Below are 26440 nucleotides of genomic sequence, written 5' to 3'. Positions count from 1 at the left end.
ACAATTCAGCAATCAGGCGCCCGGCCCGGATCATCTGCCGGGTGCCTGCAATACAAAAGGAGGCAGTTGCAATGCAGCCGATCCCTGCGAAGATGCTGCTTGCCGGGCTGGCCGAGGCCGGTTCGGTGGGCGGTGAGACCATCACAGCTGTGGTGACCGACAGCCGGGCCGTATGTCCGGGCTGTGTGTTCGTGTGTTTCCCCGGCCAGCGGGTGGACGGTCATGATTTTGCCGCAAAGGCAGTGGAGGAAGGGGCCGCCTATGTGGTGGCCAACCATCCGGTGGAGGGAGTGCCGGAGAAAAAGCTGGTGCTTTGCCCCAGCAGTCACCATGCCATGGTGCGCATGGCGGCCAACTACCGCATGCTGTTCCATCCGAAAATGATCGGCGTTACCGGCAGCGTGGGCAAGACCACCACCAAAGAGTTCTGCTATGCCATCCTCAGCGCATTCGGCAAAGCCATTAAGACCGAGGGCAACCAGAACAACGAGATTGGCGTGCCCAATACCCTGTTCCGCATCACGGAGGAAACCGAGTACGCGGTGGTGGAAATGGGCATGAGCGCCCTGGGCGAGATCGAGCGGCTCAGCCGGGCCGCCCGGCCGGATGCGGGCCTGATTACCTGCATCGGCGTGAGCCATCTGGAAAGTTTGGGCAGCCGGGAGAATATCCTGAAAGCAAAGCTGGAGATCTGTACCGGTCTGCCGGACGGCGCGCCCCTGGCCCTGAATGCAGATGACGAATATCTGCAGCTGGCCCGGCGGGAGGGGATGATCCCCGCCCGGCTGCGCCTGGTGTGGTACGGCATGAACGACCCGGAGGCGGACGTGCGTGCGGTAGAGGTAAAGGCATTGCAAAACGGCATGGCCTTCACTCTGGAGGACAAGGAGCACGGCAGCTTTGCGGTGACCATTCCTGCCCTGGGCCTGCACAGTGTATATGACGCGCTGGCTGCCTATGCTGCCGCCACCCGCATGGGGTTGGACGCGGCCCGCTGCGCGGCGGCGCTGGCGGATTACCAGACCACCGGTATGCGCCAGAAGGTGGTGGAAAACGGTGGACGGGTGTTCATCGAGGACTGCTACAACGCCAGCCCGGACAGCATGCACGCCAGCCTGAACATGTTCAAGGAATACCCCTGCAAGGGCCGGCGGTTCGCGCTGCTGGGCGATATGCTGGAGCTTGGCTCCATTGAGGAAGAGGCCCACCGGCAGGTGGGGCGCTGGGCAGCCCAAAGCGGCCTGGCCCACCTGGTCACGCTGGGCTCTGCCAGCCGGTTTGCGGCCGACGAGGCGGAAAAGGCGGGTCTTGCGGTGACCCGCTGCGAGACCCATGAGGAAGCGGCGCACACGCTGGAAGGCCTGATGGTCCCCGGCGACGCGCTGCTGGCAAAGGGCAGCCGGGGCATGCGGCTGGAGCAGGTGCTGCAGCTGCTGTATACCGGCGAAACCCAAACAAACAACTAAGAGGAGAATCAAATTATGGCACGTTATGCGCTGATTCTGGCGGCCGCCTGCGGTTTTATGATCTCGGCGGTTTCCGGTTTGTTCATTGTTCCGTTCTTACATAAGCTGCACTTCGGGCAGACCATCAAGGAGATCGGCCCCACCTGGCACAACAAAAAGCAGGGAACACCCACCATGGGCGGTCTGTGCTTCATCCTGGGCACCGTGTTTGCGGTCTGCCTGGCCCTCACCAGCCTGCTGCACGGCAGCCCCGAGCTGATGGGCGGCCCGGATTCCCGGGGCCTGTACCTGGCCATCTTCTCCGCCTTCGGCTTCGGCCTGATCGGTTTTCTGGACGATTTCATCAAGGTGGTGAAAAAGCGCAACCTGGGCCTGCGGGCCTGGCAGAAGATCGTCGGTCAGCTGCTGGTGACCACCGCGCTGCTGGCGGGTCTGTGGATGAACGGCACCCTGAGCACCTGCATCACCCTGCCTTTCTTCGGTATGGTGGATTTCGGCATCCTGTTCTACCCGCTGTCCTACATTCTGATCATCGGTGTGGTGAACGCGGTGAACCTGACCGACGGCATCGACGGCCTGTGCTCCTGTGTGACCTTTGTGTCCATGCTGGGCTTTCTGACCCTGGTGAGCTTTTTGGGGCAGTTCGTGCTGTCCATCCTGCCGGCGGCTCTGGCCGGCGCTCTGGCCGGTTTCCTCATCTGGAACTTCTACCCGGCCAAGACCTTCATGGGCGATACCGGCAGCATGTTCCTGGGCGGCGCGGTCGCCGGCCTGGGCTATGCCATGGGCCGGCCGGAGATTCTGTTCTTTTTCGGCGCGGTCTACATCTGGGAGGCGGCCACCGTGGTGATCCAGGTGACCTACTTCAAGCTGACCCACGGTAAGCGCATCTTCAAGATGACCCCCATCCACCATTCCTTCGAGATGCGTGGCTGGAGTGAGGTGAAGATCGACGCAGGCTTCAGTGCTCTGGCGGCACTGTTTGTGGTGCTGGGTCTGACCTTCGCTTATTTCTACTACTAATGTCTTTTTGCCAGGCCGCGCAACCGGCCTGAGTATCCCTGAAAAAGGAGGTCTGTGGCCATGACCGATATGGCACGACACGGCGGTACGGCCCGCCAGACCTATCGAGCGCCCCGGCCGCAAAACGGTGCGAGGCAGCGGGCGGAGCAACTTCATCGCGCTGCCCGCCAGGCCTGTCAGGCCAGCCGAACCCCGGTGCGCATGTTCTACAAGCACCCGGGCAAGCTGAACGGGGCCTTTCTGGCAAACCTGATCATCCTGCAGGTGTTTGGTCTGATCATTCTGTTCAGTGCCAGCTATGCCACCTCGCTGAATAAGTTCGGCACCAGCTATGAATATGTTGGCCCTCAGACCATCTACGCGATTATGGGTCTGGTGGCCGCGTTGATCGTCTCCCGGGTGGATTACCACTGGATACGGCGGTTCGCCTGGCCGCTGTATTTTGTGACCCTGGGACTTCTGGTTGTGGTTCTGTTCATGCCGCCCATCAAGGGCTGCCGCCGCTGGATCAACGTGAGCGGCCTGCCCACCATTCAGGTGAGCGAGATCGCAAAATTCGCCCTGATCCTGCTGCTGGCCCATCTGTTTGCCCGGTACCAAAAGCGCATCGAGGGCCAGTTCCCCGGCGCGGGCCCGGCGCAGAACCTGAAGCTGAGTATTATCATGCCGGGCATGCTGCTGGCACCCATTCTGGTGCTGCTGCTGCTGGAGCCCCATCACAGTGCCATGATCCTGATGTGCTGCATCGCAGCCTCCATCATGCTGGTGGGCGGCGCGCTGCTGCGCTGGTTCTTCCTGGCGGGCGGCGTGGCGGTAGCGGCCATCGCGCTGCTGCTGGTTACCCGCGGCGGTTACGTGGCAGAACGTCTGCAGGGCTGGCTGCAGCCTTTTTCGGATATGCAGGACTCCACCCGCCAGACCGGCCAGAGCCTTTACACCATTGGCTCCGGAGGATTGTTCGGCGTGGGCATTGGCAACAGCGTGCAGAAGCATATGTGGCTGCCTGAGGCCCAGAACGACTTTATCTTTGCCATCCTCTGCGAGGAGCTGGGCTTTGTGGGGGCTGTGATCTGCATCCTGCTGTTCCTGCTGCTGATCATCCAGGGCATTGTCATTGCCTGGAACGCTCCCGACCGGTTCGGAAGTCTGCTGGTGGTGGGCTGCATCGCCCAGATCAGCTTCCAGTTTCTGTTCAATGTGGCGGTGGTGACCAACACCATCCCGAACACCGGTATCAGTCTGCCCTTCTTCTCCTCCGGCGGTACCAGTCTGCTGATGCTGCTGGGGCAGATGGGCGTGGTGATGAGTGTGTGCCGGGCCGGAAACCGGAAAAAGGCCGACGAAAAGGCCGCGGCCGAACAGGAAAAGCAGGCCCAGCGAGCGCAGGAGGAATCGGACCCCTACGCCCGGTTCCGCCGCTGATTTTGAGGAATCCCTATCGTTTTGAAGGAGGCGCTTATCATGCGCGTATTGATCGCAGCCGGCGGTACCGCCGGTCACATCAACCCGGCGCTCGCCATCGCGGGCGCGATCAAGCAGCACTGCCCCGAGGCGGAGATCCACTTTGCAGGCCGCAAGGCAGGCATGGAGTTTAAGCTGGTGGGCCAGGCGGGCTATCCCTTTCATCACATTGAGGTGAACGGCATCCAGCGGAGCCTGACCCCCAAGAACATCCTGCGCAACATCGAGGCGGTGTGGCATCTGGCGTTGTCCGGGCCGCGGGCCAAGGCCATGATGCGTCAGGTTCAGCCGGATTTGGTGATCGGCTGCGGCGGTTATGTGAGTGGACCGGTGGTGCGCTGTGCTGCCAAGATGGGCATCAAGACCGCCATCCATGAGCAGAACGCCTTTCCCGGTGTGACCAACAAGCTGCTGGCCAAGGATGTGGATGTGATCTTTGCGGCAGTGCCCGCAGCGGTGGAAAAGCTGGGCGCGCCCCAAAAGACCACCGTGGTGGGCAACCCGGTACGACCGGAGATTTTTGCTCAGGACCGTGCCGCCGCCCGCGCCAGACTGAAGGCGGGGGACCGCATCGTGATCCTGAGCTTCGGCGGCAGCCTGGGCGCCCGCCGCATCAACGAAGTGGTGGCCGATCTGGCCGCCTGGGAGCAGAAGCAGCCCCGCAACATTCTGCATCTGCACGCCACCGGCAGCCGGGGCGTGGAGCTTTTCAAGAATCTGGCAAACGAAAAAGGCTTCTCTTATAATGAGAACCTGGTGGTGAGCGAGTACATCAACAACATGCCGGAACTGCTGGCTGCGGCCGACCTGGTTATCAGCCGGGCGGGTGCGCTTACTCTGGCGGAGCTGGAGGCAGTGGGCCGTGCGGCGATCCTGATTCCCAGCCCCAATGTGGCAGAAAACCATCAGTATTACAATGCGCTGGAATTGCAAAAAGCCGGAGCCGCCCTGGTGGTGGAGGAGAAGGACCTGACCGGCGAAAAACTCATCGCTATGGTGGAGGAGCTGCTGGCTCAGCCGGGCCGTCTGGCCCAGATGGGCCACAATGCGCAGAGTCTGGCTGAGCCTCATAGCCTGGATAAGATCTGGACGAAGCTGGCGCAGCTGATGGGACTGGAAAATACGGCGAAAAAATAACAAATTGTAATAAATTCAAGGAAAAATACAAAAGAGGGGAGGGAAACCGGTGGCGAAACGTCAGCCAAGACGGAATCAGAGCCGTCAGCAGCCACAGAACAGAGGGCAGAATACACAGCGCGTTTCGGCAGGCAGCAGACGTCCGCCGCAGTCCCGGCCGGAATCCCAACCCGGTGCACAGCGAAGAGCTCCGCAGCAAAATCGTACTGTCCGGCAGCGGCCGGTCTCGGCGCAGCAACCGGAGTATCGTCGGCAGCAGGTTCGTTATCCGCAGGGAATGCAGCAGCCGGGCGCTGCCCGCGGCACAACCGTCCGCGCAAGACAGCCCAGACCGCCCCGCCGCCTGACGCACAGCGAGCTGCGCCGCCGTCGCCGCCGCCGCAATCTGTTGATGGCGCTGCTGGGACTTCTGGTGGTGGTGGTTGGTGTGGCCCTGTCGCTTACCGTATTGTTCAAGGTGGATACCTTCCGAATCGAAAATATGGACGGCAGTACACCGGCGGATACCGGCATCTACACCGAGGATGCGATTCTGGGTGCACTGGGCATCCCGGTAGGGGAGAACATGTTCCAGTTCTCGGCATCCCAGAAGGAGAAGAGCATGGAGGTCAGCCTGCCCTATCTGGAGCGGGTGGAAATCCGTCGGCGGCTGCCCAGCACGCTGGTGATCCGGGTGGAGCCCGCGGTGGAAACCTGGTGCGCCCAGTCGGACAGCGGATGGCTGACCCTGAGCGATGGGCTCAAGATCATGAAGATCAGCCAGGAGCAGCCCCAGGGGCTGCCCGCTCTGCTGGGGCTGGACATCGAAGCGCCGGTGGCCGGGTATTACCTGAAGCTGGCCACGCCCAACGCAACCGCCACACCGGCTCCGGCGGCATCCGGGGTGTCGTCGGTGCAGTCTGTTTCCTCTTCGTCTTCCTCCACATCGGGAAGTGAGCAAAACGCGCATGACCCCATGGAGGATGTGAACCGTCTGCTGGAGCTGCTCTGGACCTATGAGCTGAAGGATGACTGCACCAGCATTCAGTTCGACAATTCGAATGAGCTGTACCTGATTTATCAAAACAGAGCAAAGGTTCTGCTGGGGACCTTTAATAATCTGGACTACAAGATCAAGTTTGCTGCCTATCTGCTGCACAACGAGGACGGCAAAGGCATCGGCGACACTGAACAGGGAACGCTGGATGTTTCGCACCAACTGGAGGATGGCAGCCTGCGGCCCACCTGGTCGCCCGGTTCCATTGCGGAATCGAATTCCGGTGAATCGGGTTCTGACCAGACGAATACCGCCGGGGAAGGCGACCAGTCAGACGGAGAAGGCGGAGATGCGGCAGGGGACGCTGAAAATGGTGACCAAACCGATTCCACGGAGGGCGGAGACGCAGCCGCACAGTCGGGAGAAGGAGACACAGCCGCAACGCCAGAACCTACCGCTGAGCCCGCCGCGTAAGTGAAGGATACCTATTATAACAAGGAACGCAGGAATCTGCGTTCCTTATTTTTATTCATCCGAAGAGCATGAAAATGGAAAATGATAGCAGGAATTGCTCTGCTTAAGAGAGATTTTTGCTGTTATAAGGCGGAAATGTGATGCTTGATGACAAATCTAGTATGAATTTATCTAAAGAATGAATCCAAGGGCGTAATTCCTTTATGCGAGTTTACGAAAAAATGCTTTTGCCTTGCAGGCGAAAAACCTTTGTGATATACTTTAAAGCGTCATCGAATGGTTTCGAATAAATCTTTAACCACTTCGATTGATCGGATTTTTTAATAGGGCAAAAGTTGTCCTTTTTAGTTGAGTAGTGAGGGAAAGACTGTGGAGCAAGAGTACGAGACCATAGACCTGCGTGAAATATTTTTCATGCTGAAAAATAATCTGCTGGCCATTGTGGCAAGCACCATTGTGTGTGCGATCGTGGGCTTTTTGATCACGAATTTTCTGATCACCCCGCAGTATCAGGCCAGCGCCACCATGATTGTAAATTCGCAGCAGAGCCAGACCAGCAACAACCTGACCAACGATATGCTGACCACTGCCAAGAATCTGGTGGCTACCTACGGCATCATCGTAAAGAGCGATACGGTTCTGGATCAGGTGATTGATGAGCTGGGCCTGGAGATGACCTATGAGCAGCTTGCCGACCGGGTGAGCGTTTCCGCGGTGGATTCCACCCAGGTGATGCAGATCTCGGTGGAGGATGAAAATCCGGCTGAGGCAAAGGCTATTGTGGGCAAGATCGTGGAGATTGCCCCGGATGTGATCCAGGAGGCTGTGGAGGCCGGCTCGGTCAAGGTGATTTCTGACGCCCGCGTGGGCGACGCACCGGTTTCGCCCAACAAAACCATGAACACTGCCATTGCCGGCCTGTTGGGTCTGGTGGCCAGTGTGGGCTTTATTTTCCTGAAGGAAATGCTGAACAATACCTTTAAAACGGATGACGACATCCAGAAGCATCTGGGCTTTACTGTGCTGGGCGTTATTCCGCAGGTGGAAGTGGAGGACTGATCAATGGCTTTTAAATTGCCCGCGCTCGGGAAGAAAAAGAGAAAAGATCAGCCCCTCAATCGTAAGCTGCAGATCATTTCCAAAAGCGCTCCCTTCCAGTATGTGGAGGCTTACAAGACCCTGCGCACCAACATCAATTTCATGGCGGCCAGCAACAATTATCGCCGTCTGGTGATTACCAGCTCCATCCCGGGCGAGGGTAAGAGCAACGTGGCGATCAACCTGTCCATCTCGCTGGCGGAGAACGGCAAAAAGGTTCTGGTTATTGACTGCGACCTGCGCAAGCCGGTGATGCATAAGTACCTGCGCATCACCCGCCGTGCCAGCGGCCTGACCAACGTGCTCAGCGGTGAGGCAACGCCCGCCGATGTGATCGTGCATTTCAGCGATCTGAACATCGATGTGCTCACTGCCGGTGTGATCCCGCCCAATCCTGCGGAGCTGTTGGGCAGCGCCCGTATGGCCAAAATGCTGGACAGCCTTTCCGAGCAGTATGACTACATTATTATGGATACCCCTCCGGCCTCGGTGGTTACCGATGCGGCGGTGCTGAGCGCACTGGCTGACGGCGTGATCTTCGTGGTAAGCCATGCGAATGCCACCATTGAGTCGGCACAACTGGCCAAGAAGAACCTGGAGGCGGCCAATGCCAACATCATCGGTGCGGTGCTGAACGGCTTTGATCTGAAGAGCACCACCCGCGATACCGGTTACTACTACTCCTACGAGTACGGATATTACAAATAAGGAAAGGAAGAGCGGCCCATGACGGACCTTCACAGCCATATCCTGCCGGGGATTGACGACGGCGCACAGACTGTGGAAGATTCTCTGGCTCTGATCCGGCGCCAGCTGGAGCAGGGAGTGGATGAAATCGCACTCACGCCGCACTTCAACGCCGAGCGCACCAGTGTGGAGGAGTTCGCCCGGCGCCGTGCCGAATCGTTTGCACTTTTGCAGGACGCGGTGCAGCGGGAAGGGCTTGAGGTCAAGCTGAAGCTGGGAGCGGAGGTGTTCTTCAGCTCCAATCTGCTGGAGCTGGATCTGGAGCCGCTGCTTTTGCAGGACACGCCCTATCTTCTGGTGGAATTTTCCCCCATGTTTTATCCCAGCTGGGCAAAGGATATCTTTTATAACCTGGGGCTGCAGGGCATTACACCGCTGCTGGCCCATGTGGAACGATATCCCTATATGCTCAGCGATCCCACCCGCCTGTTCGATCTGGTCAGTGCGGGTGCCGTGACCCAGGTGAATGCCAGCAGCATCATGCGCGTCGGCAGCCGCCAGGCCATGATTCAAAAGTTTTTGCGGTGGCAGCTCGTTCACGTGCTCTCCACCGATACTCATTCCGTGGACAAGCGCCCGCCTCTCATCGGTCCGGCCATGCAGAAGGTCGAAGGCTGGCAGGGCGCCGATACGGTCCGTTATCTTACCCGGAACGCCGCGGATGTGTTTGCCGGGCTGGAGCCCCAGCTGCGGGATGCCGCCAAGCCGAAGAAATTCTTTGGCCGGTGGTTCTGAATCTTATTTCGATATAGCGCGGGGAGACCTGCGTTATATAAATCTTTGGGGAAAGGAGGACGATACCAATGAAGAAGGTAATTTCTACCGTTGCTGCTCTGGCTCTGGCTGCCGTTATGGCTACCTCTGCTTTTGCTGCTACTACTGTTACTAAGGAAGATCTCAAGAACTGGGTAAGCAAAGCTTCTGTTCCTAGCAGTGTTGTTGACGCGTCTAGCGTTAAATCTGTTGCGAATCAGGTTATTGATGCTCTGACTGATGAGCAGGTAGCAAACCTGAGCAAAGAGAGCCTGCAGAGCGATTTCGCGGTTGCTACTGAAAAAGTAGAAAAAGCCGGGAATGATAAGGCGGCCTTGGTCACTGTGGCAAGCGATCTGAATGCTATGGTTGAGAAGCGTCTGGAAGCTTTGGGTGCTACCGTTGAGATGCCGACCTGGGCTGTCGAGGTGTACCTGAATGAGTTCGCTCTGAAGCCCACCAGCAATTTGGTGGTCAATGGTCAGGAGATTAGCGTACCTGAGGTCAGAGGCGAAGTTAAGGCTTCTGCTGCCAATAATGGTTCCACTACCACCACTGCTACCAGTGGCGCTGCTGCTTCTACCGCTGGCGTGATCAAGGCTACCGGCCTGAACACCACCGGCGCTGCTGTTGTGGCTCTGGCTGTGGCTTCCGTGCTGGGCGCTGCTGCCGTGAAGGCTCGCAAGCTGGGTGAGTAATCACTCGAACAAGGCAAATGATGTGTTTGCCACATAATTTGCCCATGAACAAGGAAAGGAACCCGTTGTGCTAACTTTCCTTGTTTTTTCTGTTTATAAAGGTCTTTTGGCCTATGATATATAATTGTTCACTGTTAACCGTCTTCCGCTCTGAAGCCGGAGTCGGTGCAGGCATCTGTTGAAAGGGGGCTATCCCATGCCCGTATATCATCGGCCGGACGATTACCGGCCAACCCAATCCGCTCCTTCCCGCCCCAAAGCGCCGCTCTGGCGTAAGCTGCTCAGCTTTGTGGGCGTGCCGGTATTGTTTTTTGCACTCACTGCCGGTGTGATTTATCTGGCTGCTATGCCCACGGTAGGGCCTTATGTGGGGCTTGCCAAATATCTGTTCAGCAAGGGCGAGACGAGCCAGCCCACCAACCTGTACGAGAATCTGGCGCAGAGCATCGAAAATTCCACCTCGGTTCCGTTCAGTCAGCTGGTGTATCCCTCCAAGGGCGACCAGTATGGTCAGATCACCATCGAGGGCACCAGTGTGGACGCGCCGCTGTATTACGGCGACTCCACCCGGGAGCTGAATCGGGGCGTGGCGACCTACGCGGATTCGGTGGGTGCAGGCATCCCCGGCGAGAGCGAGACGGTTCTGCTGGCTGGCCATAATAACACCTTTTTCAACGGCCTGCAGGATGTACAGGAGGGCAGCCTCATCCACATCGACACTCATTACGGCAGCTATGTATACCGTGTGACCGAGATGAAGGTGGCGGATTATCAGGATGCCACCACCTACGATTTTACCCGCACAGACGAAAATCTAATCCTCTATACCTGCTACCCCTTTGATGCGCTTGGTTTTACGCCGCAGCGTTACTTTGTGTATGCGGAGTATGTGTCCGGTCCGATGATCGATAAGAGCAAATAACAGGGAGGCGGCAAAGGATGAAACAGAAAAAGATCCGCAGAAACGCTGCCGGCCCGGTGATCACCGGTGCGGTGGCCTGGGTGCTCAGCTTTTTGCTGGCGCTGCTGGCGGTGCTGGGCGTTGTGGCCTGCACCGTGTGCAATTCGCGCTATCTGCGCAGCCAGGTGCTGGAGAGCGGTTTTTGTGCAACCACGCTGGAGCAGCTGAACGAAAACTACATCAGCTATGGCAATGCGGGCGGCATCCCGGAAGAGGTGATGACCAGCATCGTGACCGAGGACCAGATCCAGCAGGATATGTTCCGGGCGGTGGAGAGCTTGTACGAAGGTGACCGACGGCTGATTGCCCATCCGGAGGTGGCTCAGGCGGCCGTGAACGCCATCGAGGCCAATCTGGAAGAGCGTGGCATCCAGATCACCGACGAGATCAGTCAGGCGGTGCAGGAGATGGCCAACGGCTGTCAGGTGGACTATGACAACTATGTTCAGCTGATCGTGACACCCTACATTGCGCCTTATATTGCACGTGTTACCCAGATGGTATGGATCGGCTTTGCGGTGCTGGCTGTGGTATGTGTGATCACACTGGTGCTGCTGATGAAGCTGCAGCCTTCCGGCGCGGCCCGGCTGCGCTGGTGCATCAACGCCTTTTCCGCGGCAGCTTTGTTCAGTGTGGTGGTTCCGCTGCTGTTTAACGCATCGATTCAGATGGACCGGCTGAACCTGAGCCCGGAGACCCTGAAGATGCTGGTGGCTTCCTATACGCACGGTGCAGTGGAGGTATTCTTCTATTTTGCGCTGATCTATGCGGTGGTTGTTGCTGCGCTGGCCATTGCTTGGCGTGCAGGCCTTAAAAACTACCGCATGGTCTATCGCCGCGCGAAAGAAGAGCGGGAGGAAGCATAAGCAAACGGCCGGAATACGGTACGAAGGGGGTAAAACATGCCGCACGAGATGAAATATTTCACTCCGGAAGAGGAGAAAAGAATGGAGCAGGGCTCTGTGCAGCCTTCAGATTCGGCGCAAAAGGTCCGCTGGTCCGCCGAAGAAGGTTCTGCGCCGGGAAAAGGCGGCTCAGGCGGAGGAAAAGGCTGGGTCATCGCCCTTGGGGTGATCGTGCTGGCAGCGGCAGTCCTGATCGCGTTTTTGGTGTTTGGCAGCGAAGCGGAGCAGAAGAGCGCATCGGAAGATCTTCCCGCGCCTTCGCAGGCACAAAGTGTTTCGGCCGAGCCTACCGCCGAGCCCTCGCCCACACCGCTGCCGGGACCTGCCGTGACGGCGGAGGACTGGTTCGCGGTGCTGAACGGCCCGGGCAATCCGCTGCCGGAGGACTTTGACCCCCAGACGGATGCCATTGACAGTGCGGGATATTACCTGGACAGCCGGGCTGTGGAGGAGTTCTTCGCCATGCATCAGGCCGCGCAGGACGCGGGGCTACAGCTGAAGATCATCTCCGGCTTCCGCAGTGCGCAGCGTCAGCAGCAGCTGTATGAGCAGGAGGTTCAGGTGCTGCTCGGTCAGGGATTGGACCAGGCAGCCGCAGAACAGCAGGCCCAGCGCGTGGAGCAGAAGGCCTACGAGTCGGACCACAACACCGGCCTCGCGGTGGACCTGGTGCCCCGGTACAGCCAGACCAAGAATGCCGAGACCATCGTGCAGACTCCCGAGTACCAGTGGCTCAGCGAGCACGCGGCGGAGTACGGCTTTGTGCTTCGTTATCCGGAGGACAAGCAGGAGATCACCGGCGTGGAGTTCAAGCCCTGGCACTGGCGCTATGTGGGCAAGGAGCTGGCAGCTTTCCTGAAGGAGCAGAATCTTACTCTGGAAGAGTACTGGCAGCAATATCTGAGCTGACAAATACGAATTGTAAAACGGATTCAACAGGAAGAACGCCGAAAATCGCGCTCTTCCTGTTTTTTTGAAGGCGGCAGACAAAAAAGCTTGCATTTTGGAATCCGGCGTGCTATACTATTTTGGCAATCGTTCCGATGGCCGCTCCATACGCACAGGATGGTGTATGCTGGTGGCCTCCTATTGAAGGTTGTGATGGGCGCATGTATCAAGCATGGCCCCTTTAGTCATTAACCAGAAAGAGGTGAAAAGAATGAAACAGGGCATCCATCCCAATTATGTGGACTGCACCATCACCTGCGCTTGCGGCGAGGTCATCCACACCCGTTCCACTAAGCCTGAGATCCACGTTGAAGTTTGCTCCAAGTGCCATCCTTTCTACACTGGCAAGCAGAAACTGGTTGACACCGGCGGACGTGTTGATCGCTTCAACCGTCGTTTCGGTCTCAAGAAGTAAGATCCAAAAGCCAAAAAGGCGGTTTGTTTCAAACCGCCTTTTTTGTTGTCTGTAAATCATAAAAGAAGGAGCGCCGCCCATGCAGGATTACCGCACCATTCAGGGCACCGCCACGGCCGAGATCGAGGAAAAACGCAGCCGGTTCATTGCCAACGTGTCCTTTGCCGACACCGAGGAAAAAGCGGTGGAATTTTTGAACAGCATCCGCGCCCAGCATCGCACTGCACGTCATAACGTATATGCCTATATCCTGCGGGAGGGCGGCCGGATGCGCTATTCCGATGACGGAGAGCCCGCCAAAACCGCGGGCCTGCCGGTACTGGAGAGCATCCAGCATGCCGGCCTCACCGACTGCATCGTGGTAGTGACCCGGTACTTCGGCGGCATTCTGCTGGGCACCGGCGGTCTGGTCCGGGCCTACACCGAAAGCGCGGCCAGCGGACTGCGGGCGGCGAAGATCGTCACGGTGCGCTCCTGCGTGAAGCTTACCGTGGAGGTGGATTACGCCCTCTATGAGCGGGCGCTGCTGCTGCTTCAGGGCGCGGGAGCCCAGGTGGACGAGCCGGTCTTTGCGGATAAGGTCACTCTTACCGCCACGCTGCCCGCCGGGCAGGAGGTGGGGCTGCCCACCGCCTTCCAGGAACTGAGCCGGGGCGCGGTGACCCCCACCATCTCCCAGCCCTTCTACACTCCTTTTTGAGTTTGCTTTTCCCAAACGGCTCCTGCCGTAAAATTGGGGCTTTTGCAAAAAATTCACAAAATCCAAAGAGGGTTTTGGGCGTTTGTGTCGTATATATTATTACAGAGTGTATCCGCTCAAAAAGTCGGAACGCGCACAGGGGAGGGATACGGCATGGACGAGATCCGCAGGCACACAGAACAGATTGAACGGCAGATCCTGGCGCCGGGCGCGGCGCTGAGCGAGGAAAGCCGGGGCCGCGTGCGGCCGGAGGAACCCTGCCCCATGCGCACCTGCTACCAGCAGGACCGGGATCGGGTGATCCATTGCAAATCCTTCCGGCGGCTCAAGCAGAAGACTCAGGTGTTTCTCTCCCCGGAGGGGGACCACTACCGCACCCGCCTCACCCATACCCTGGAGGTGAGCCAGATCGCCCGCACCATTGCCCGGGCGCTGCGGCTCAACGAGGACCTGACCGAGGCCGTGGCCCTGGGCCATGACCTGGGGCACACCCCCTTCGGTCACGCGGGGGAACGGGCGCTGAACCAGCTGAGCCCCCACGGCTTCCGCCATTACCAGCAGAGCCTGCGGGTGGTGGACCGGCTGGAGCGCCGCTTTGCGGGGCTGAATCTGACCTGGGAGGTGCGCAACGGTCTGGTGTGCCACACCAAGGGCACCTGGCCTGCCACTCTGGAGGGCTGCGCGGTGCGCTATGCGGACCGCATCGCCTATATGAACCACGATATTGAGGATGCCATCACCGCCGGCGTGCTGCGCCCGAAGCAGCTGCCCCGGGATGTGGTGGAGGTGCTGGGCGACACCAAGAGCAGCCGCATTTCCACCCTGATCGCCGATCTGGTGGCTCACAGCAGCCAGAGTCAGCTGGCCTTCAGCCCGGAGGTGGGCGAGGCCTACGAGGCACTGCACGCCTTCATGTACTCCACCGTTTATGTGGATAAGGTCGCAAAACGGGAGGAAGAGAAGGTGGAGCGGGTGATCGGCGCGCTGTATGAGCGGCTGAGCACCCACATCGACCTGCTGCCCGAGGGATTTCTGCAGATTGCCTATCAGGAAGGCGTGGACCGGGCGGTGACCGATTATATCAGCGGCATGAGCGACGAGTTCGCCATCCGCACCTTTGAAGACTTCTTCGTGCCCCGCAAGTGGCACGTTCTGTAAGGGCAGTTTTGATGCCTGATTGTTTTGACCCGGAAAGGAGGGGCTGCCTGTGATTCCCCATGAATATGTGGAGGAAGTGGTGCGCCGCAACGACATCACCGACGTGGTGGCCAGCTATGTGCAGCTGCGCCACCGGGGCCGCACCCACACCGGGCTGTGCCCCTTCCACAGCGAAAAGACCCCCTCCTTTGTGGTCTACCCGGAGACCCAGAGCTTTTACTGCTTTGGCTGCGGAGCGGGCGGCGATGTGATCACCTTCATCAAGAAGATCAACAATCTGGACTATGTGGAGGCGGTCAAGTATCTGGCAGGCCGGGCGGGAATGCCCATGCCCGAGGAGGACGACAAGGTGGGCCGCCTGCGCAGCCGAGTGCTTTCGGTGAACAAGGAGACCGCCCGCTTTTTCTACGAGCAGCTCAATGCCCCCACCGAGGAGGCTGCTGCTGCCCGGGCCTACTGGCGAGGGCGCGGCCTGTCCGATTCCACCATCCGGCGGTTTGGTCTGGGCTATGCGCCCAACGACTTCCGGGCACTGCGCATGCATCTGCGGGCCAAGGGCTTTTCCGAGGAGGAGATGCTGGCCGCCGGTGTGGAGAAACGCAGCGAAAAGGGCAACGTGTACGATGCCTTCCGCGGCCGGGTGATGACACCCATCTTCGATCTGCGGGGCAACGTGATCGCCTTCGGCGGGCGTGTGCTGGGTAATGAGAAGCCCAAGTACATCAACAGCCCGGAAACGCTGGTCTACAAAAAGAGCAAGGCCATGTTCGCACTGAGCATTGCCAAGAAAAGCACCAGCCGCCGCTACATTCTGTGCGAGGGCTATATGGATGTGATCAGCCTGCACCAGGCCGGATTCGACACCGCGGTGGCCGCCTGCGGCACCGCCCTCACCGCCGAGCAGGTGCGGCTGCTGGCCGAGTACGCCGATGAGGTGGTGCTCTGCTACGACTCGGACGAGGCGGGCCAGAAGGCCACCGCCCGAAGCCTGAGTCTGTTCAGAGAGAGTCCGGTGAAGGTGTCGGTGCTGAACATCCCCAACGCCAAGGACCCGGACGAGTTTATCAAAAAGTTCGGGCGCGACGCCTTCGACCGTCTGCTCAACGGCACAAGCAATGCCATTGAGTATAAGATCCAGAAGGTGAAGAGCAAATACGATATCACCCGGGCGGCGGATCGGGTGGAATACATCAAGGAGGTCATCCGCATTCTGGCGGACGGCGTCTCGCCCACCGAGCGGGACATCTATGCCGGGCGTCTGGCGGAGGAGACCGATGTGGCCAAGGCCGCGATCCTGAACCAGCTGGATGCCGCGGTGAAGGCTGGCCGACGCCGCAAGCAGCGCCAGTTCGAGCGGGATCTGCTGAATCAGGGCCTGGGGTCAGACATCAAGCTGCCCTACAACACCATGAACAGCGAAAAGGCGCTGGGCGTGGCCAGTGCGGAGCAGCAGCTGGTGGCGGCCATGGTCAAGAACCCGGATTTCATCGCCACGGTGGAAAAGCGCCTTGCCCCCGAACAGTTCCTGATGGAGGACATGGGCGAGGCCTACCGGGCCATCCTGCGCTGCAAGGCCCAGGGCATCCGGCCGGACCTGACCGCCCTGACCACCCAGCTGCCGGAGGATACCGTGAACCGCATTTCCCACCTGCTGGCCCGCAACTACGATGTGGGCATCGGCCCCCGGGATGTGGAGATGTATCTGAACCGCATCGAGCAAAGCGCCCCCAAAAGCACCGAGGCTGCCCGCATGAGCGGCCAGGAACTGGAAGATTACCTTGCCGGGCTGCGCCGTCAGAAGGCGTGAACCCCGGCAGCATTACATATTACACAGGTCAAAAGTCCAAATGTATCCAAACCAGGAGGAAGTAAAAGTATGGCAGAAAAGAAAATCACCATCCGCGAACTGATCGAGACCGGCAAGCGCAATGGCAAGCTGACCACCAAGGAGATTAACGACGCCATTGAGGAAACCGGCTTCGACGTGGAGCAGATCGACAAGCTGTATGAGACGCTGGAAGGCCACAATGTGGAGATCGTGGATGAGCCGGATGCCGATTCCGAGAACTTCACCCTCACCGAAGACAGTGTGGATATGTTCGAGACCGCCCTGTCCGCCGAGGGCGTTGCCATCGACGACCCGGTAAAGGTCTACCTGAAGGAGATCGGCCGGGTGCCCCTGCTCAGCGGCGACGAGGAGATCCGCCTGGCGCTGGACATTCTGGACGGCAACAAGGCCATTGAGGAAAAGAAGGAGAAGTTTGCCAAGATCTGTGAGATCGAGGAGGACAAGGAGCTCTCCAACGACGAGAAGCGCATCTGGCTGACCCAGACCAAGGACGCGCTGCCCACCGAGGAGCGAATCGAGCTGCGCAACCTGGAGACTGCCATCCGCAAGGGCGAGCGGGCCAAGCAGCGCCTGAGCGAGGCCAACCTGCGTCTGGTTGTATCCATTGCCAAGCGGTATGTGGGCCGCGGCATGCAGTTCCTGGACCTGATCCAGGAGGGCAACCTGGGCCTGATCAAGGCGGTGGAGAAGTTCGACCACACCAAGGGCTTCAAGTTCTCCACCTACGCCACCTGGTGGATTCGTCAGGCCATCACCCGCGCCATTGCGGACCAGGCCCGTACCATCCGTATCCCGGTGCACATGGTGGAAACCATCAACAAGGTGAAGAAGGTGTCCAGCCAGCTGCTGCACCAGAACGGCCACGAGCCCACCGCCGACGAGATCAGCGAGGCGCTGGACATGCCGGTGGAGAAGGTGCGCGAGATCATGCGTGTGGCGCAGGAGCCGGTAAGCCTGGAGACCCCCATCGGTGAGGAGGAAGACAGCCATCTGGGCGACTTCATCCCCGATGAGGATGCCCCCGTGCCCGCCGAGGCTGCCAGCCACACCCTGCTGAAGGAGCAGCTGTCCACCGTGCTGGGCAGCCTGACCCCCCGTGAGGAGAAGGTGCTGCGCCTGCGCTTCGGCCTGGAGGACGGCCGTCCCCGCACCCTGGAGGAGGTTGGTCACGAGTTTGAGGTTACCCGTGAACGTATCCGTCAGATCGAGGCCAAGGCCCTGCGCAAGCTGCGCCATCCCAGCCGCTCCAAGAAGCTGCGGGATTTCCTGGATTGATCACCGGAAAGGCAGAAAAAAGGCAGTAAAAAGAAAAGGAGAACCGTATATGCTGGCGAACTGGAATGTGAACGAGGAGCAAATCCGTAAACAGCAGGAAGAGCTGAAGGCGAAGATGAATTTTACCTATGTGGGCCACGGCCCCAAGGCCACCGGCTTCTTGGCGAAGGAATTCAAGCGCAAGCCCGGCCTGTATGCCCGCTGCACCGGCTGCGGCTACTACATGCCGCTGGACGCCAGGGGCGAGGAGACCTGCATCTGCGGTAACCTGAGACGCACCGAGCGGGAATTCCGCCATGAGCTGCCCGCCACCGAGATCGAGATCTTCAAGGGTCAGCGCAAATAAACGAACATAGAAAATGCCGTCTGGAATCTCCAGACGGCATTTTTGCGTAATTAGAAATAAGTGACCAGCTCCAGCGCGGTTTCCAGCAGGTTGCGGCGCACGGTGTGCTGCCGGTCCCAGCCCCGGCTGTCCCAGGTGGCGGCGCTCAGATCGTCGCCCGCGTAGAGCAGCTGAGCCAGCGGCAGGCCGTGAAACTGCGCCGCCGCGAAAAAGCCTGCGCATTCCGTCTCCACCGTCAGACAGCCTTCGGCGGCCCGGCGGGCGATTTTCTCTTCCGTCTCCCGGTACAGGGCATCGGTGGTCCAGGTCTTGCCCTCCAGCACCGGGACACCCAGCGCGGCAAGGCCACGGCGGGCAGCAGCAAGGCCCTCAGCCGGGCAGGCGACTTCCCGACTGGGCTCCAGATAATGGTAGGATGCTCCCTCATCCCGCACAGCACTTACCGGCAGGATGATCCGTCCCAGCTCCAGCCCGGGAGTCAGACAGCCTGCACCGCCGCAGACCACGAATTTCTCCGCACCCAGAGCATTCAGCTCCTCCAGCGTGCAGACCGCGCCCGGCGAGGTGGCAAAGGGAAGGGCGGCACACACCGGCTCGCCGCCCCGCTCCAGCCGGTAGATGGGCAGATTCACGATTTCGGAATGGAGATGCGCGATGGGTTCCAGCTGCTGCTCCCGGATAAGTTCCTCCAGGGCCTCCCGGAAGAAGGTGATCACACAGCGCTGCGGCAGCAGGGGAGCGGCAGGACGTTCCGGAGTCAGCTTGGCCCGGCGGTCCGGGTCGAATTCCAGAATGGGAAAAGGGGAATGGTTCATTTGCGCAGCCTCCGTTTCGTTTTCACTGTAGTATCCCTCTATTATAGAAGACGGGGAAAGTACTGTCCAGAAAAAAACACTTGCGAAGGCGCGAAAAATGTGGTACCATAGTCGACGCTGCCCAAAAACGGGCGGCGCGCAGAACGTTTGGTTTTATTGGAAACGACACCGGAGCAGCCATGCTTTGCAGGCTGCGCGGCTAACGAACAACACAGCGTTGCGGACACACAAACATCCGAAAAAACAATGTGGAGGAGTATTCGTTATGCCGAAAACCAAACAGGAAAATGTTATTTTCACCCTGCTGATGGCCTTTGTGATGGTCTATGCCATGATCTGCTACAACATTTCTCTGAATGTGGGCGGGATGAGCAATCAGGTCTTTGTCATGGCCTTTGGCGAGATGGTCATCATGTGGCCGGTGGCTTTTATTCTGGAGTTCTTTGTGGTGGAACGCCTGTCCCAGAAGCTGGCCTTCCGTCTGGTCACTCCCGGCGTGGATAAGCCCGTCTTCGTGATCCTGGCCATCTCCTGCATGATCGTCTGCCTGATGTGCCCCATGATGAGCCTGGTGGCCACCATTCTGTTTAAGAATCCCGGCAGCCAGATCGTGGCCGTATGGCTGCAGACCGCGGTGATGAACTTCCCCATGGCCCTGTGCTGGCAGGTATTCTTCGCCGGTCCGCTGGTGCGCCTGGTGTTCCGGGTGCTGTTCCGCCGGGGCGAAAAGGCTGCGGCCAACGCGTAATCAAAAATAAAGTCCGGGCGGTTTCCTGAAAGAAGCCGCCCGGGCTTTTTGCGTGTGGGAGAAGTTTGACAAATCAACCCAAATCTGATATATTTAACTATATCATTAAAGTATAGTTATTGCGGGGCGCACCCGCGCAGCGGGCCCCGGTCCGCGGGAAAGGAGACGGCGTTATGCACATCACGCAGGAATCGGATTACGCCATCCGTATCATCTACTGTCTGGCAAAAAATCAAAAGCGGATGGACGCACGCTCCATCAGCCAGGAGATGAGCGTTTCGCTGCGCTTTTCGCTGAAGATCCTGGGCAAGCTGGTGGCCAGCGGTCTGGTGGCCAGCTTCAAGGGCAACCGGGGCGGCTATGAGCTGGCCCGGCCCGCGGCCGAGATCACCATGCTGGATGTGATCCGCGCGGTGGAAGGCCCCTACCAGCTTTCCCGCTGCCTGGAGGAATGCGGCGAGTGCAACCGGGGCGCCTCCGGTATCTGCGCCTTCCAGCAGGTCTTCCGGCGCGTCAGCGAGCAGGTGAACCGGGAGCTGGGGGCGGTGGACTTCGCCCAGATCGTAGCCAGCGAGCAGCAGTGCCGCTGAGAATCATCAAAAAGATAACACCGGCCCGGGCGTATCATGCCTGGGCCGGTGTTTTTGAAAAAAGCGAAAAAATGGCTTGACACCGGGCTTTTTGGCCATTATACTGTTATGGTATACCATAATTGGATCAACACGCCCTAAAAAAGGCAGCATGTACAAAAAACTTGCAAAAGTTTGTGAAAGTTACACAAAATTCTGCGAGCCGCATGGTTGCCCCGGCGGGGCGTGCTCAATCATGTAAGTAGAAACAGGATAGGAGTGGAAGCTTTTTATGATGAAGGTCAAGCCCACAACCCTTGGCAAAACCGAACGCATGAGCTTTTCCCGCATCGATGAGGTTATCACCATGCCCAACCTCATCGAGGTGCAGAAGAACTCGTACCGCTGGTTTTTGGACGAGGGTCTGAAAGAGGTTTTCCGCGACATTGCCACCATTGAGGACTTCACCGGCAATCTGGCTCTGGAATTCGTGGATTACCATCTGGGAGAGCCCAAATACACCATCAAAGAGTGCAAGGAACGCGACACTACCTACGCGGCGCCCCTGCGCGTTACCGCCCGGCTGCTGAACAAGGAGACCGGCGAGGTAAAGGAGCAGGAGATCTTCATGGGCGATTTCCCGCTCATGACCGACGCAGGTACCTTCATCAACAACGGTGCGGAGCGTGTCATCGTCAGCCAGCTGGTTCGTAGCCCCGGCGTTTACTTCGGCGCCAGCTACGACAAGACCGGTAAGAAGCTGTACACCGCCACCATGAACCCCAACCGCGGTGCCTGGCTGGAGTACGAGACCGACTCCAACGATGTGTTCTATGTGCGCATCGATAAGAACCGCAAGCTGCCCGTCACTGTGCTGCTGCGTGCTCTGGGCATGGGCAGCGACGCTCAGATCCGGGAGTTCTTCGGTGAGGACGAGCGCATCCTGGCCACTCTGGACAAGGATACCACCCACAACGAGGAAGAGGGTCTGCTGGAGACCTACCGCAAGCTGCGTCCCGGCGAGCCCCCGACGGTGGAGAGCGCCCAGACCCATCTGAACAACCTGTTCTTCGACCCCCGCCGGTACGACATGTCCCGGTTCGGCCGGTACAAGATGAACAAGAAGCTGGCTCTGGCCCGCCGCATCACCGGCTTTGTGGCCGCCCGCGACATCATCGCTCCCCTGACCGGCGAGCTGCTGATCGCCGCCGGCGAGAAGATCAGCCGTGAGGCCGCTGAGGCCGCCGAGGCCGCCGGTGTATCCGTGGCCTTCATCATGGCCGACGACCGGGAGCGCAAGGTTATCACCAACGGCACCGTGGACGCCCAGAACTTCTTCAACTTCGACGTTCTGGAGTGCGGCATCAACGAGCGCGTGACCTTCGCCGAGGTGAAGGCCATCCTGGATGCCACCAGCGACGAGGCCGAGCAGAAGGAGCTGCTGGTCAAGAACCACGACCGCCTCATCAGCAAGACCGTCACCCTGGATGACATCTTCTCCTCCATCAACTACCTGAACGGCCTGGACCACGGCATCGGCGTCACCGACGACATCGACCACCTGGGCAACCGCCGTATCCGCAGCGTGGGCGAGCTGCTGCAGAACCAGTTCCGCATCGGCTTCTCCCGTATGGAGCGCGTCATCCGCGAGCGCATGACCCTGCAGGCGCAGGATATGAACGAGGCTACTCCCCAGAGCCTGATCAACATCCGTCCTGTGGTTGCCGCCATCAAGGAGTTCTTCGGTTCCAGCCCGCTGTCTCAGTTCATGGACCAGAACAACCCCCTGGCTGAGCTGACTCATAAGCGCCGTCTGTCCGCTCTGGGCCCCGGCGGTCTGAGCCGTGACCGCGCCGGTTTCGAGGTTCGAGACGTACACTACAGCCATTATGGCCGCATGTGCCCCATTGAGACCCCCGAAGGTCCCAACATCGGTCTGATCTCCTACCTGGCCAGCTTCGCCCGCATCAACGAGTACGGCTTCATCGAGGCTCCCTACCGCAAGGTGGACAAGGAGCGCGGTGTGGTCACCGATGAGGTGGTCTACATGACCGCCGACGTGGAAGACGAGTACGTGGTGGCCCAGGCCAACGAGCCTCTGGACGAGAAAGGCCACTTCACCAAGGCCCGCGTCAATGCCCGCCGCCGTGACGAGATTCTGGAAATCGAGCGCGAGCGCGTGGACTACATGGACGTAAGCCCCAAGATGGTTGTGTCCGTGGCTACCGCCATGATCCCCTTCCTGGAAAACGACGACGCCAACCGTGCTCTGATGGGTGCGAACATGCAGCGTCAGGCTGTGCCTCTGCTGGTTACCCAGCAGCCCATCGTGGCCACCGGCATGGAGTACAAGGCTGCCTGTGACTCCGGCGTCTGCGTTCTGGCAAAGAACGACGGTGTTGTGGAACATGTGGATGCCGACAAGATCGTGATCCGCACCAGCAAGACCACCACCGACGAGTACGAGCTGATCAAGTTCATGCGCTCCAACCAGGGCACCTGCGTGAACCAGCGCCCCATCGTGGACAAGGGCGAAGAGGTGAAGGCCGGTCAGGTCATCGCCGACGGCCCCGCCACCAAGAATGGTGAGATCAGCCTGGGTAAGAACGCCCTGATCGGCTTCATGACCTGGGAGGGCTACAACTACGAGGACGCCGTTCTGATCAACGAGAAGATCGTTCGTGAGGACGTTTACACTTCCATCCACATCGAGGAGTACGAGACCGAGGCCCGCGAGACCAAGCTGGGACCCGAGGAGATCACCCGCGACATCCCCAACGTGGGCGAGGATGCCCTGAAGGATCTGGACGAGCGCGGCATCATCCGCATCGGTGCCGAGGTCAAGGCCGGCGACATCCTGGTTGGTAAGGTCACCCCGAAGGGCGAGACCGAGCTGACCGCTGAGGAGCGCCTGCTGCGCGCCATCTTCGGCGAGAAGGCCCGCGAGGTGCGCGACACCTCCCTGCGCGTTCCCCATGGCCAGTACGGCATCATTGTGGACGTGAAGGTCTTCACTCCCGACAACTGCGACGAGCTGCAGCCCGGCGTGCGCCAGGTTGTGCGCTGCTACATCGCTCAGAAGCGCAAGATCAGCGTGGGCGACAAGATGGCCGGCCGTCACGGTAACAAGGGTGTTGTTTCCCGCATCCTGCCTCAGGAGGATATGCCCTTCCTGGCCGACGGTACCCCGCTGGATATCGTGCTGAACCCCCTAGGCGTTCCCTCCCGTATGAACATCGGTCAGGTGCTGGAGATCCATCTGAGCTACGCCGCCAAGGCGCTGGGCTGGAAGATCATGACCCCCGTATTCGACGGTGCCCACGAGCAGGACATCCGCGAATGCTACCACCTGGCCTACGAGACCAACCACGGTGAGAATGCTCCCGAATATCCCACCAAGCTGGACAAGATCATGCGCCCGGAGATCGGCCACGTGATCGACTTCTCCAAGATCGAGCTGGATGAGGACGGCAAGAGCACCGTTTACGACGGCCGCACCGGTGAGAAGTTCGACAACCGCGTCACCGTTGGCTACATGTACTACCTGAAGCTGCATCACCTGGTAGACGATAAGATCCACGCCCGTTCCACCGGCCCCTACAGCCTGGTTACCCAGCAGCCTCTGGGTGGTAAGGCCCAGTTCGGCGGCCAGCGCTTCGGCGAAATGGAGGTTTGGGCCCTGGAGGCGTACGGCGCAGCCTACACCCTGCAGGAGATCCTGACCGTCAAGTCCGACGACGTGGTCGGCCGTGTGAAGACCTACGAGGCCATCGTGAAGGGCCAGCCCGTTCCCAAGCCCGGCATCCCCGAAAGCTTCCGCGTGCTCATCAAGGAGCTGCAGAGCCTGGGTCTGGATGTGCGTGTGCAGGATTCCAATGGCGACGAGATCGATCTGAAGCAGAACTTCGACGACGAGGAGCCTGGCTTCGATACCCGCGATCTGCCCATGGGCGAGGACGTTCTGGTGGAGAACGAACTGAGCAACGATTACAGCATCGAGGACGCTGATCCCGATGCAGACGCCGGTTTCGATGAGCCGGAGGATATTTTTGAGCCGGACGAAAGCCTGTTTGCCGACGACGGCCTGGGCCTGGACGACGAATTCTGATCAAGCCGAGAGTGGAGTGCGGCGCGTGTAAGATGCGCCGCACTCCCAAGCCCTCATTCATCGAAACATTAGAAAAGGAAGGGTTCGTTTAATGGAATATAACGATTTCGATTCGATCAAGATCGGCCTTGCTTCTCCCGACCAGATCCGCGCATGGAGCTACGGCGAGGTCAAAAAGCCGGAAACGATCAACTACCGCACCCTGAAGCCCGAGCGGGACGGCCTGTTCTGCGAGCGCATCTTCGGACCCACCAAGGACTGGGAGTGTCACTGCGGTAAGTATAAGCGCATCCGCTACAAGGGCAAGATCTGCGACCGCTGCGGCGTTGAGGTCACCAAGTCCAAGGTGCGCCGTGAGCGCATGGGCCACATCGAGCTGGCCGCGCCCGTTTCCCATATCTGGTACTTCAAGGGCATTCCCAGCCGCATCGGCCTGATGCTGGACATCAGCCCCCGTCAGCTGGAGAAGGTGCTGTACTTCGCCAGCTACATCGTAACCGATCCCGGCTACACTCCGCTGGAGAAGAAGCAGCTGCTCAGCGAGAAGGAATACCACGAGATGCGCGAGCGCTACGAGGATGAGTTCCAGGCTGCCATGGGCGCCGAGGCCATCAAGGAGCTGCTGGCGGAGATCGATCTGGAAGAGCTGCGCACCCAGCTGCGCAACGAGCTGGAGGATGCCGGCGGCCAGAAGCGCGTTCGCATCCTGAAGCGCCTGGAGGTCGTGGAGGCTTTCCGTCTGTCCGGCAACCGTCCCGAGTGGATGATCATGGACGTTGTGCCCGTGATTCCGCCGGATATCCGTCCCATGGTCCAGCTGGACGGCGGCCGCTTCGCCACCAGCGACCTGAATGACCTGTATCGCCGGGTCATCAACCGTAACAACCGTCTGAAGCGCCTGCTGGAGCTGGGCGCTCCCGATATCATCGTGCGCAACGAGAAGCGCATGCTGCAGGAGGCTGTGGACGCCCTGATCGACAACGGCCGCCGCGGCCGTCCTGTCACCGGCCCCAACAACCGTCCCCTGAAGAGCCTGTCCGACATGCTGAAGGGTAAGCAGGGCCGCTTCCGTCAGAACCTGCTGGGTAAGCGTGTTGACTACTCCGGCCGTTCTGTTATCGTTGTCGGCCCCGAGCTGAAGATGTACCAGTGCGGTCTGCCCAAGGAGATGGCTCTGGAGCTGTTCAAGCCCTTCGTGATGAAGGACCTGGTGGAAAAGGGCCTGGCCAACAACATCAAGAGTGCCCGCAAGATGGTGGAGCGCGCCCGCACCGAAGTGTGGGACAGTCTGGAGACCGTAATCAAGGGTCACCCCGTCATGCTGAACCGTGCGCCCACCCTGCACCGTCTGGGCATCCAGGCCTTCGAGCCTGTGCTGGTTGAGGGCCACGCCATCAAGCTGCATCCCCTGGTATGTACCGCCTTCAACGCCGACTTCGACGGCGACCAGATGGCCGTGCACCTGCCCCTGAGCGTGGAGGCCCAGCGCGAGGCCCGCATGCTGATGCTGGCTTCCGGCAACCTGCTGAAGCCCTCTGACGGTGCTCCCGTTGCCGTGCCCACCCAGGATATGATTCTGGGTTCCTACTATCTGACCATGGTCAACAATGGTGATAAGGGCGAGGGCAAGGTCTTCCGCGATGAGGAAGAGGCCATCATGGCTTACAGCGACAAGGTCATCACCCTGCAGGCCCGCATCAAGGTTCGCCGTACCATGGAAGTGAACGGCGAGCTGAAGAGCAAGCTGGTGGACACCACCGTGGGCCGCATCATCTTCAACCAGCCCATCCCGCAGGATCTGGGCTACGTG

23 protein-coding genes are annotated in these 26440 nt (G+C 59.5%); 22 read left to right on the top strand and 1 reads right to left on the bottom strand.

The genetic code is table 11. The features are described 5' to 3' along the window. The first annotated feature begins 71 nt into the window (after window positions 1–71). The 18 genes from murF to J7G73_RS01785 all read left to right on the top strand — a co-directional run bounded on the left by murF (window position 72) and on the right by J7G73_RS01785 (window position 18390). Window positions 72–1466: a UDP-N-acetylmuramoyl-tripeptide--D-alanyl-D-alanine ligase gene (gene murF, locus J7G73_RS01870; RefSeq protein WP_291245013.1), complete on the top strand. Its 1395-nt coding sequence runs from the start codon at window positions 72–74 to the stop codon at window positions 1464–1466. A gap of 15 nt (window positions 1467–1481) precedes the next feature. Then, the gene (gene mraY, locus J7G73_RS01865; RefSeq protein WP_087294373.1) at window positions 1482–2489 is read left to right on the top strand and encodes a phospho-N-acetylmuramoyl-pentapeptide-transferase; all 1008 of its coding nucleotides are present in this window, start codon (window positions 1482–1484) and stop codon (window positions 2487–2489) included. A 60-nt stretch (window positions 2490–2549) separates the two neighbouring features. Beyond that, the gene (locus tag J7G73_RS01860; RefSeq protein ID WP_291245012.1) at window positions 2550–3911 is read left to right on the top strand and encodes an FtsW/RodA/SpoVE family cell cycle protein; all 1362 of its coding nucleotides are present in this window, start codon (window positions 2550–2552) and stop codon (window positions 3909–3911) included. Between the two features lie 39 nt (window positions 3912–3950). After that, window positions 3951–5087 (top strand): undecaprenyldiphospho-muramoylpentapeptide beta-N-acetylglucosaminyltransferase, encoded by a 1137-nt coding sequence (murG, locus tag J7G73_RS01855; protein ID WP_291245011.1) that lies wholly within the window; start codon window positions 3951–3953, stop codon window positions 5085–5087. 277 nt (window positions 5088–5364) lie between these two features. After that, the gene (locus tag J7G73_RS01850; RefSeq protein ID WP_291245010.1) at window positions 5365–6537 is read left to right on the top strand and encodes an FtsQ-type POTRA domain-containing protein; all 1173 of its coding nucleotides are present in this window, start codon (window positions 5365–5367) and stop codon (window positions 6535–6537) included. Window positions 6538–6906: 369 nt separating this feature from the next. Then, entirely contained in the window at window positions 6907–7596 is a 690-nt protein-coding gene (locus J7G73_RS01845) for a Wzz/FepE/Etk N-terminal domain-containing protein (protein WP_143424696.1), read from the top strand. A 3-nt stretch (window positions 7597–7599) separates the two neighbouring features. Next, window positions 7600–8343 carry a CpsD/CapB family tyrosine-protein kinase gene (locus J7G73_RS01840; RefSeq protein WP_291245009.1) on the top strand — a complete coding sequence of 248 codons (744 nt, stop codon included), beginning with the start codon at window positions 7600–7602 and terminating at the stop codon, window positions 8341–8343. Window positions 8344–8361: 18 nt separating this feature from the next. Continuing rightward, a complete protein-coding gene (locus tag J7G73_RS01835; protein WP_291245008.1) occupies window positions 8362–9117 on the top strand; it encodes a CpsB/CapC family capsule biosynthesis tyrosine phosphatase in 756 nt (251 codons plus the stop codon). A 68-nt stretch (window positions 9118–9185) separates the two neighbouring features. Continuing rightward, window positions 9186–9833 carry a hypothetical protein gene (locus J7G73_RS01830; RefSeq protein WP_291245007.1) on the top strand — a complete coding sequence of 216 codons (648 nt, stop codon included), beginning with the start codon at window positions 9186–9188 and terminating at the stop codon, window positions 9831–9833. Between the two features lie 196 nt (window positions 9834–10029). Further along, window positions 10030–10755 carry a class D sortase gene (locus J7G73_RS01825; RefSeq protein ID WP_087294387.1) on the top strand — a complete coding sequence of 242 codons (726 nt, stop codon included), beginning with the start codon at window positions 10030–10032 and terminating at the stop codon, window positions 10753–10755. 17 nt (window positions 10756–10772) lie between these two features. Continuing rightward, window positions 10773–11660: a hypothetical protein gene (locus tag J7G73_RS01820; protein ID WP_291245006.1), complete on the top strand. Its 888-nt coding sequence runs from the start codon at window positions 10773–10775 to the stop codon at window positions 11658–11660. An 81-nt stretch (window positions 11661–11741) separates the two neighbouring features. Beyond that, window positions 11742–12608 carry a D-alanyl-D-alanine carboxypeptidase family protein gene (locus J7G73_RS01815; protein ID WP_291245005.1) on the top strand — a complete coding sequence of 289 codons (867 nt, stop codon included), beginning with the start codon at window positions 11742–11744 and terminating at the stop codon, window positions 12606–12608. 250 nt (window positions 12609–12858) lie between these two features. After that, on the top strand, window positions 12859–13062 hold the full coding sequence (gene rpmE, locus J7G73_RS01810) for a 50S ribosomal protein L31 (protein WP_058965787.1): 204 nt from the start codon (window positions 12859–12861) through the stop codon (window positions 13060–13062). Window positions 13063–13141: 79 nt separating this feature from the next. Continuing rightward, window positions 13142–13762 (top strand): YigZ family protein, encoded by a 621-nt coding sequence (locus tag J7G73_RS01805; RefSeq protein WP_087294393.1) that lies wholly within the window; start codon window positions 13142–13144, stop codon window positions 13760–13762. A 153-nt stretch (window positions 13763–13915) separates the two neighbouring features. Continuing rightward, a complete protein-coding gene (locus J7G73_RS01800; RefSeq protein WP_291245004.1) occupies window positions 13916–14920 on the top strand; it encodes a deoxyguanosinetriphosphate triphosphohydrolase in 1005 nt (334 codons plus the stop codon). A 49-nt stretch (window positions 14921–14969) separates the two neighbouring features. Continuing rightward, on the top strand, window positions 14970–16727 hold the full coding sequence (gene dnaG / locus J7G73_RS01795; RefSeq protein WP_291245003.1) for a DNA primase: 1758 nt from the start codon (window positions 14970–14972) through the stop codon (window positions 16725–16727). Between the two features lie 69 nt (window positions 16728–16796). Next, window positions 16797–18044, top strand: a complete 1248-nt coding sequence (gene rpoD / locus J7G73_RS01790; RefSeq protein ID WP_087294399.1) for an RNA polymerase sigma factor RpoD — start codon at window positions 16797–16799, stop codon at window positions 18042–18044. Window positions 18045–18093: 49 nt separating this feature from the next. After that, window positions 18094–18390, top strand: coding sequence for a hypothetical protein (locus J7G73_RS01785; RefSeq protein WP_087294401.1), 297 nt, complete (start codon window positions 18094–18096; stop codon window positions 18388–18390). Between the two features lie 50 nt (window positions 18391–18440). Here the strand turns inward: J7G73_RS01785 and J7G73_RS01780 are convergent, their stop codons facing one another. Then, window positions 18441–19205, bottom strand: coding sequence for a nucleoside phosphorylase (locus J7G73_RS01780; protein ID WP_291245002.1), 765 nt, complete (start codon window positions 19203–19205; stop codon window positions 18441–18443). Window positions 19206–19470: 265 nt separating this feature from the next. Between J7G73_RS01780 and J7G73_RS01775 the strand changes: the two genes are divergently transcribed. The 4 genes from J7G73_RS01775 to rpoC form a co-directional block, all read left to right on the top strand. Next, on the top strand, window positions 19471–19953 hold the full coding sequence (locus J7G73_RS01775; RefSeq protein WP_291245001.1) for a DUF2798 domain-containing protein: 483 nt from the start codon (window positions 19471–19473) through the stop codon (window positions 19951–19953). A gap of 173 nt (window positions 19954–20126) precedes the next feature. Then, the gene (locus J7G73_RS01770) at window positions 20127–20543 is read left to right on the top strand and encodes an Rrf2 family transcriptional regulator (RefSeq protein ID WP_087294407.1); all 417 of its coding nucleotides are present in this window, start codon (window positions 20127–20129) and stop codon (window positions 20541–20543) included. 271 nt (window positions 20544–20814) lie between these two features. Then, the gene (gene rpoB, locus J7G73_RS01765; RefSeq protein ID WP_291245000.1) at window positions 20815–24630 is read left to right on the top strand and encodes a DNA-directed RNA polymerase subunit beta; all 3816 of its coding nucleotides are present in this window, start codon (window positions 20815–20817) and stop codon (window positions 24628–24630) included. 91 nt (window positions 24631–24721) lie between these two features. Continuing rightward, window positions 24722–26440, top strand: a 1719-nt coding sequence (gene rpoC, locus J7G73_RS01760; protein WP_291244999.1) for a DNA-directed RNA polymerase subunit beta', incomplete at its 3' end; no start/stop codon positions are given.

The sequence above is a fragment of the Allofournierella sp. genome (genome assembly GCF_017889395.1).
Taxonomy (GTDB): Bacteria; Bacillota; Clostridia; order Oscillospirales; family Ruminococcaceae; genus Allofournierella.
The sequence above is the reverse complement of the archived record's forward strand: the minus strand, read 5'-3'. Positions and strand labels throughout refer to the sequence as shown.